We start from the raw sequence: 7,655 nt of genomic DNA, 5'->3' as shown, positions 1-7,655 counted from the left end.
ATCGAGATCGACGGGACGACGCCCCGGCTGGTCGAGCCCGCCGACGGGCGCACCCTGGACCGGGCCGGCGCGGCCCAGGCGCTCACCGCCGCGCTGTCCTCCGGCGCCGACCCGGCCACGCCCGTCGAGCTGCCCGTCACCGTCGCCACCCCGCGCGTGGCCACGGCGGAGGCCCAGCGGGTGCTGGACGCCGTGGTGACGCCCGCGCTGGCCGCCCCGGTGTCCGTCGCCGGCTCCCCGGGCGGCTCCCCCGTCGAGCTGCCGCCGAGCGCGATCGCCGCTTCGCTGACCTTCACCCCCGCCGACGACGGCACGCTGGCCGTCGCGGTCGACCCGGCCGCGCTGCAGGACGCGATGGGCGGCGACCTCGCCGTCTTCGGCTCCCCCGCCCAGGACGCCCGCTTCGAGGTCAGCGGGGACACCGTCTCCGTCGTCCCCTCGGTCGACGGTCAGGGCATCGACCCCGCCGACCTCGCCGCCCAGCTGATGCCGGTCCTCGACGACCCGGCCCCGCGGTCGGTGACGCCTGCGCTGGGCCCCGTGCCGGCCGCCTTCACCACCGAGCAGGCGCAGGCGCTGGGGATCCGGGAGAAGGTCAGCGACTTCACCACCCGGTTCACCAACACCGCGAGCGGGACGAACATCCGGGTCGTCGCCGAGGAGGTCGACGGCGCGCTCGTGCGGCCCGGGGAGACCTTCAGCCTCAACGACTACACCGGCCCGCGCGGCACCGCCCAGGGCTACGTGCCGGCCGCGGTGATCAGCCGTGGCGAGCTGTCGCAGGCGGTGGGCGGCGGCATCAGCCAGTTCGCCACCACGATGTTCAACGCGGTGTTCTTCGCCGGGCTCGAGGACGTCTTCCACAAGCCGCACAGCTTCTACATCAGCCGCTACCCGGCCGGCCGCGAGGCCACGGTGTACGAGGGCCAGATCGACCTGCAGTGGCGCAACGACACCGAGACCGGCATCTACGTGCAGACCGAGTGGGTGCCCGGCGCGCTGACGGTCAGCTTCTGGGGCACCCGGTACTACGAGATCGAGTCGGTGAGCGGTGAGCGCCGCAACGCCCGCGAGCCCGCGGTGCAGGAGAAGGTCGACGACGGCAACTGCACCCCGCAGTCGGGCTCGACCGGGTTCGACATCACCGTGACCCGGGTGTTCAAGGACCTCACCAGCGGCGCCGAGCTGCGCCGCGAGGACTTCGACACCCGCTACGCCGCCGAGGCCGTCATCCGCTGCGTCCCGCCGCCGGCCCCCGAGCCCGCGCCGGCCGCGCCCGGCGCGGAGCAGCCCCCGGCCACGACGAGCGCCCCGGCGCCGCCCACGCCGGCCGGTCGTCGTCCCGGGCACCGCGCCGCCACGGCCCCCCGCACGCACCGGCGCCGGCGCTGAGGACGGCTCCCCCGAAGGAGGCGGAGCCCGGGGAGGACGACGCCGTGCCGGGACCGGCCGTGCACACTGGGACCGTGGCCTCTGCCGTTCCCCACAGCTCGACGGCGCCCGCCGTCCCACCGTCGGGGAGCACCTCGGAGGTCGCTGAGCCCACCCCCGCGCCGCGCCGGGGGCGGCTGGACCGGTGGCCGGCCCCGGTGCGCGTGCCGCTGCAGGTCCTGGGCAGCAGCGCGGCCAAGGCCTGGCACGACCGCATCCTGGGGCTGTCCGCCGAGGCCGCCTTCTGGCAGGTGCTGTCGGTGCCGCCGCTGCTGATCGGGCTGCTGGGCTCGCTGGGCTACCTGGGCTCCTTCATCGGCGCGGACACCGTCGCCGAGATCGAGGACAGCCTGGTGCGCGCGTCGGCGGAGGCACTGACGCCCGGCGTCGTCGACACCCTGGTGCGCCCGACGCTGGAGGACATCCTCGGCTCGGGGCGGCTGGACGTCGTCAGCCTGGGCTTCGTGGTGTCCCTGTGGGCCGGCTCGTCGGCGACGGCGACGTTCCTCAACACCATCGTGATCGCCTACGACCAGCGCGACGTGCGGGGCCCGATCCGGACCCGGTTGATGGCCCTGTGGCTGTTCATCGTCGGCCTGGTGCTCGCGGTGCTGACCCTGCCGCTGCTGGTGCTGGGGCGCACCACCCTCGTCGCCTTGCTGCCGGAGGAGTGGCAGGACACCGCGACGCTGCTGGTCAACGCCGTCTACTGGCCGCTGGTGGTGGTCGGGCTCATCCTGGCGATCACGAGCTTCTACCACGTGATCCTGCCGCGGCGGATCCCCTGGCACCGGCACCTGACCGGGGCGGTGTTCGCCGTCGTCTTCTTCATCGCGGCGGCGACGGTGCTGCGCGGCTACGTCGCCGACATCCTGACCACGGCGCTGCCCTACGGCGCGCTCGCCGCCCCGATCGCGGCGCTGCTGTTCTGCTTCCTGCTGGGCATGTCCCTGATCCTGGGCGCGGAGCTCAACGCCACCATCGAGGCCCGGTGGCCCGCCGGGCCCCGCCGGCACGACCGCCGCCGGCAGCGCCGACGGGCGGCCCGCATCGAGCACGAGGCCCGCGCCCTCGGCCTGCGCCCGTAGCGCGCATCGGCTCCGGCCCCCGTGCAGGGTCCCGGTCCGCGCGGAGCGTGGACCGGGGGGCACGGGGGTCCTTCATTTCTTGAGCTGGTTGTAGACCTCTGTGCAGGCCGGGCAGACGGGGCTGCCGGGCTTCGGGGACTTGGTCACCGGGAAGACCTCGCCGCACAGCGCCTCGACCATGTTGCCCATGACGGCGCTCTCCGCGATCTTGTTCTTCTTCACGTAGTGGAAGACCTCGTTGGCGTTGCCGGTGTCCGACTCGCGGACGTCGGGACGCTCGAGGATGTCGCTGCTGCTCACAGGCTCTCCCTGGATCGGGGTGCGCGACGGTCGCCGGCAGGGCACCGGCCCTCGCTGCACCGCCGTCCATGATGACAGGGCACGGCCGGGCACCGGCGTCCACGCCGGGCCCGACCGGGCTCACATGTCGATGACGCGGGCCCTGCTGCTGCCGGACTCGAGGATGCGGTCCGGCGCCGGCGGGGTGTACCGGTTGACGTCGAGCTTCCTCTTCGGAGGCCGGTCGTTGGCCATGACCACGGCGATCCACGGCAGGATCGTGCCGAGGACGGCGAAGACGGCCATCAGCCACAGCGAGTACTGCGCGGTGAGCGCGGCGACGACCAGGCTGGTGCCACGGATCGCCATGGTGATCGAGTAGCGACGCTTGCGGGCCGCGTGCTGGTCGGCCTGGCTCGGCTCGGCCTCGGTGATGAGCAGCGGCTCACTGTGGTCGTGTCGGCTGGTGAACTGGCTGGAGGCCACGGACGCCCTTCCTGGACCGGGCCGGGGGAAGGGCGGCGGTGGTCGGCTGGGTGGTTCGACCGGCCCCGGAGCCCCCGGCTCCGACACCCATCGTGCCACTCGATCGTGCACCATGCAGCTGCCCGGGCAGGTCTGTCCGCACTGTCACTCCCCGGCGGCCGCCGACCCCGGCGCTGCCGTGCTCGACGCCGTGGCCGCCGCCTCCAGCGCCTGCTCGGTGGCCCGGACCCCGTCCGGCGACGTCGGCCCGGTGAGGTCCGCGACCGACCGCCGCGCACCCTCCTCGCCAGGCCGCGGGAGATTCCCGCCGGCCGGGCGGGGTGTCGCCGTACTGCTCGCCTCGCAGGCTCCGCCCCTCCTGCGCGCCGAGGCCGGGCAGCCCCCCCGGCCGGCGCAGGACGGGAACGGGACGGCGCGCTGTGCCAGGGTGGCGCCGTGGCTCGCGTGCTGAAGGTGTCCGGACCGCTCGACCTCGACGCGATCCGGGCGGAGGCCGGGGTCCCCGCCGAGTTCCCGGCCGACGTGCTGGCCGAGGCCGAGCGGGTGGCCGCCTCCCCGCCGCTGCCCGACCACGATGCGACCGACCTCCCGCTGGTCACCATCGACCCGCCCGGCGCCCGCGACCTGGACCAGGCGGTGCACCTGGCCCGCACCGCGGCCGGGTACCGGGTGTCGTACGCGATCGCCGACGTCGGCGCCTTCGTGCCGCTGGGCAGCGCGATCGACGCCGAGGCGCGCCGCCGCGGCCAGACCGTCTACTGCCCCGACGGGCGGACGCCGCTGCACCCGCCCCAGCTGTCGGAGGGGGCGGCCAGCCTGCTGCCCGGGCAGCTGCGGCCGGCCGCGCTGTGGACCATCGACCTCGACGGCGACGGCGAGGTGACCGCGGTGGACCTGCGCCGGGCCCGGGTCCGCAGCCGCGCCCAGCTGGACTACGAGTCGGTGGGCGGGCAGGTGCCCCCGGAGCTGGAGCTGCTGCCCGAGATCGGCCGGCTGCTGCAGGCCCGTGCCCGCGACCGCGGTGCGATCGAGCTGGGCACGCCGTCCCAGGAGGTGGAGCCCGCGCCGGACGGCGGCTGGCGGATCGCCTTCCGCGGCCAGTCTGACGTCGAGGGCTGGAACGCGCAGATCTCGCTCCTGACCGGGCGCTGCGCGGCCCGGCTGATGCTCGACGGCGGGGTCGGCGTGCTGCGCACCCTGCCCCCGGCGGACCCGGGCGCGGTCGACGCCCTGCGCCGGCTGGCCCCGGGTCTGGGCGTCGCGTGGCCGGCCGGCGCCGGGCCGGGTGAGGTCGTCGCCTCACTGGACCCCGCCCGCCCCCGCGACGCCGCCTTCCTCGATGCCGCGGTCTCCCTGCTGCGCGGCGCCGCCTACACCGCCTTCGACGGCCCCCCGCCGGCCCAGCCCGGGCACGGCGGCGTCGGTGCCCCCTACGCGCACGTGACCGCGCCGCTGCGCCGGCTGGTCGACCGGTTCGGCACCGAGGTCTGCCTCGCACTCGCCGCCGGCGAGGAGCCCGCCGCCGGGCTGCGGGCCGCACTGCCGGGGCTGCCGGCACTGATGGCCGCCTCCGACCGGCGCACGCACGAGGTCGAGCGCGCGGTCATCGACCTGGTCGAGGCCACCGTGCTGGCCGGCCGGGTCGGCGAGGTCTTCGACGCCGTCGTGCTCGACGCGGACGGCAAGCGGTCGACCGTGGTGCTCGCCGAGCTGGCCGTGCAGGCCCGCTGCGACGGCCGGCTCACCCCGGGCGAGCGGGTGCGGGTGCGGCTGACCACGGCGGACCCGGCCACCCGCACCGTGCGGTTCGCGCCCGCCGGGGACTGACTCAGCGGGTGCGGTAGTGCAGGTGGAGCAGCCCGCCGGCGAAGGGGCGCTGCTCGACGAGCTCGAGGTCCAACCGCATGCCGTCCGGGAAGAAGCGCTTCCCGCCGCCGACCACGGTCGAGGTGAGGAACAGGTGGTAGTCGTCCACGAGGCCGGCGCGGATCGCCTGGGCGGCGAGGGTCGGGCCGTCGACGGTCAGGTCGTGGTCGGACCCGGCCTTGAGCCGGCGGACCGCCTCGGGGTCGAAGGCGCGCTCGATCCTGGTCCGCCCGCTCGACACCTGGTCCAGCGTCGTGGACCAGACGACCTTGTCCGCGGCCTGCCACTGGCGCGCGTACTGCACGACGAACGGCGGCGCCTCCGGCAGGGCGTCCGCGGTCTCCCAGAAGACCATCGTGTCGTACATCCGACGGCCGTAGAGGTAGGTCCCGACGTCGCGGAAGAGGTCGCTGATGTAGTCGTGCACCTCCTCGTCGTCGGCCGCGCCCCAGCCGAGGTCGCCCTCGGCCGCCTCGGCGTAGCCGTCGAGCGAGGTGATCATCGAGTAGATGAGCTTGGCCATGTCGTCCTCCTCCGGGTGCAGGTGGGTCTCCGCCGACTCGGACCCTCGCCCGACCCCGAACTCATCGCCCGGCCGGGGTCGGAGCAGGATGGGCCGGTGCGTGCGGTGGTCACCCGGATCAGCCAGGCGTCGGTCACGGTGGACGGCGAGGTCGTCGGGGCGATCGGCGCCGGGCTGCTCGCCCTGGTCGGGGTGGGCCGCGACGACGACGCCGACCGCGCCCGGTTGCTGGGCCGCAAGCTGCACGAGCTGCGGGTGTTCCCCACCGACGACGGCGCCCGCTCGGTCGGTGACCTGGGCCTGCCGGTGCTGGTGGTCAGCCAGTTCACGCTCTACGCCGACACCCGCAAGGGCCGGCGTCCCTCCTGGGCCGACGCCGCGCCCGGCGAGGTGGCCGAGCCGCTGGTGGCCGAGGTGGTCGGCGAGCTGGTCCGCCGCGGCACCGCGGTGCAGACTGGCCGGTTCGGGGCCCGGATGTCGGTGGCCTCGGTGAACGAGGGGCCGATGACCCTGCAGCTGGAGGTCTGAGCGCAGCCGTCCGCGGACGGCATGTTCGCCGGCCGCGTCGTCGGGTATCACAGCGTTGTCATTCGACCACCCGCAGTCGTCAGACAGGTGCCGAGCGACACACCTGCCCGTTGCCTGTGAGTTGTGCACCACCGGAACACCGGCCCACCCCGGTCCGTTGCACACGACGTACCACACCGGACAGAAGGCTGGAGAGCCACCCGGCGATCCCGGGTCGAGCCCCCGACCTCCACCGGGGTGCACCGCACATCGACGACGCGGTGCATCCGGACCCCGAAGCAAGGACGAAGACTCATCGTGACCGTGCTGCAGTCCTCCCCCACCGACACCCTCGAGCTGCGCGCGCCGCGCCGGTCGCCGGACACCAGTGGCCTGGTGTCGACGGACCTGGTGCGCGTGTACCTCAACACCATCGGCAAGACCGCGCTGCTGACCGCCGAGCAGGAGGTCGAACTGGCCAAGCGCATCGAGGCCGGGCTGTACGCCGAGCGGCTGCTGGGCGAGAAGCAGCTGACCCCGGCGGTCAAGCGCGACTACGGGCTCCTGGCCGCCGACGGTAAGGCCGCCAAGGCCCACCTGTTGGAGGCCAACCTCCGGCTGGTCGTCTCGGTCGCCAAGCGCTACACCGGCCACGGCATGACGTTCCTGGACCTCATCCAAGAGGGCAACGTCGGCCTGATCCGCGCGGTCGAGAAGTTCGACTACACCAAGGGCTTCAAGTTCTCGACCTACGCGACGTGGTGGATCCGCCAGGCCATCACCCGCGCCATGGCCGACTCCGGCCGCACCATCCGGCTGCCCGTCCACCTGGCCGAGCAGGTCAACAAGGTCGTGCGCACCCGCCGCCGGATCCACCAGGAGCTGGAGCGCGAGCCCACCGCCGAGGAGCTCGGCCTCGAGCTGGACATGACCCCGGAGCGGATCACCGAGCTGCTCGAGTACTCCCGCGACCTGGTCTCCCTCGACCAGACCGTGGGTGCGGACGAGGAGTCCCGGCTCGGTGACTTCATCGAGGACGCCGACGCCGCCGTCGCCGAGGACGCGGTCGCCTTCCAGATGATGAAGGGCGACGTGCGCACGGTCCTGGGCACGCTCGAGGAGCGTGAGCGCGACGTGGTGATCATGCGCTTCGGCCTCGACGGCAACCAGCCGCGGACGCTGGAGCAGATCGGCAAGCAGTTCGGCCTGTCCCGCGAGCGCGTGCGGCAGATCGAGCGCGAGACGATGAACAAGCTGCGCGACCCGCAGCGCGCCGACGCTCTTCGGGACTATCTCGGCTGAGGTTGTTCATGGCGATCCTCCGGATCGCACCGCGGCCAGCAGCCGTGCCCCAGCGGCGCTGAGCCGCTGGCCGGGATCGAGTCGGGAGCCTCCGGCCCCGCGACGCGATCCCGGACCGGCCTGCCCGGCCGGGGGTCCGTACTCGTCCCCGGCCGGCGCTACGACCACCAGAG

At 74.2% G+C, this 7,655-nt stretch carries 8 protein-coding genes; 5 read left to right on the top strand and 3 right to left on the bottom strand.

The window, feature by feature from the left end; genetic code table 11:
- Both GCU67_RS01505 and GCU67_RS01500 read left to right on the top strand, forming a co-directional pair.
- Positions 1–1,392, top strand: a 1,392-nt coding sequence (locus GCU67_RS01505) for a VanW family protein (RefSeq protein ID WP_211660562.1), incomplete at its 5' end; no start/stop codon positions are given.
- 74 nt (positions 1,393–1,466) lie between these two features.
- Positions 1,467–2,519 (top strand): YihY/virulence factor BrkB family protein, encoded by a 1,053-nt coding sequence (locus GCU67_RS01500; RefSeq protein ID WP_338104696.1) that lies wholly within the window; start codon positions 1,467–1,469, stop codon positions 2,517–2,519.
- A 72-nt stretch (positions 2,520–2,591) separates the two neighbouring features.
- On the opposite strand, the gene GCU67_RS22230 is transcribed toward GCU67_RS01500, so the two are convergent.
- On the bottom strand, positions 2,592–2,819 hold the full coding sequence (locus GCU67_RS22230) for a DUF3039 domain-containing protein (protein ID WP_163609313.1): 228 nt from the start codon (positions 2,817–2,819) through the stop codon (positions 2,592–2,594).
- 120 nt (positions 2,820–2,939) lie between these two features.
- Positions 2,940–3,284: a DUF3099 domain-containing protein gene (locus tag GCU67_RS01490; RefSeq protein WP_163609312.1), complete on the bottom strand. Its 345-nt coding sequence runs from the start codon at positions 3,282–3,284 to the stop codon at positions 2,940–2,942.
- Positions 3,285–3,719: 435 nt separating this feature from the next.
- Between GCU67_RS01490 and GCU67_RS01485 the strand changes: the two genes are divergently transcribed.
- Complete coding sequence (locus tag GCU67_RS01485; protein ID WP_163609311.1) at positions 3,720–5,111, top strand: RNB domain-containing ribonuclease; 1,392 nt, start codon at positions 3,720–3,722, stop codon at positions 5,109–5,111.
- Position 5,112: 1 nt separating this feature from the next.
- On the opposite strand, the gene GCU67_RS01480 is transcribed toward GCU67_RS01485, so the two are convergent.
- Entirely contained in the window at positions 5,113–5,673 is a 561-nt protein-coding gene (locus tag GCU67_RS01480; RefSeq protein ID WP_163609310.1) for a dihydrofolate reductase family protein, read from the bottom strand.
- A gap of 96 nt (positions 5,674–5,769) precedes the next feature.
- Here GCU67_RS01480 and dtd point away from each other — a divergent pair, with 96 nt between their 5' ends.
- Complete coding sequence (gene dtd, locus GCU67_RS01475) at positions 5,770–6,201, top strand: D-aminoacyl-tRNA deacylase (RefSeq protein ID WP_163609309.1); 432 nt, start codon at positions 5,770–5,772, stop codon at positions 6,199–6,201.
- Between the two features lie 297 nt (positions 6,202–6,498).
- The gene (gene sigB / locus GCU67_RS01470; RefSeq protein ID WP_163609308.1) at positions 6,499–7,482 is read left to right on the top strand and encodes an RNA polymerase sigma factor SigB; all 984 of its coding nucleotides are present in this window, start codon (positions 6,499–6,501) and stop codon (positions 7,480–7,482) included.
- Positions 7,483–7,655: the final 173 nt, after the last annotated feature.

This window comes from Modestobacter muralis, from assembly GCF_010682105.1.
GTDB lineage: Bacteria > Actinomycetota > Actinomycetes > Mycobacteriales > Geodermatophilaceae > Modestobacter > Modestobacter muralis.
Note: the sequence above shows the minus strand (reverse complement) of the source record. Positions and strands in the feature narration are given on the sequence as shown.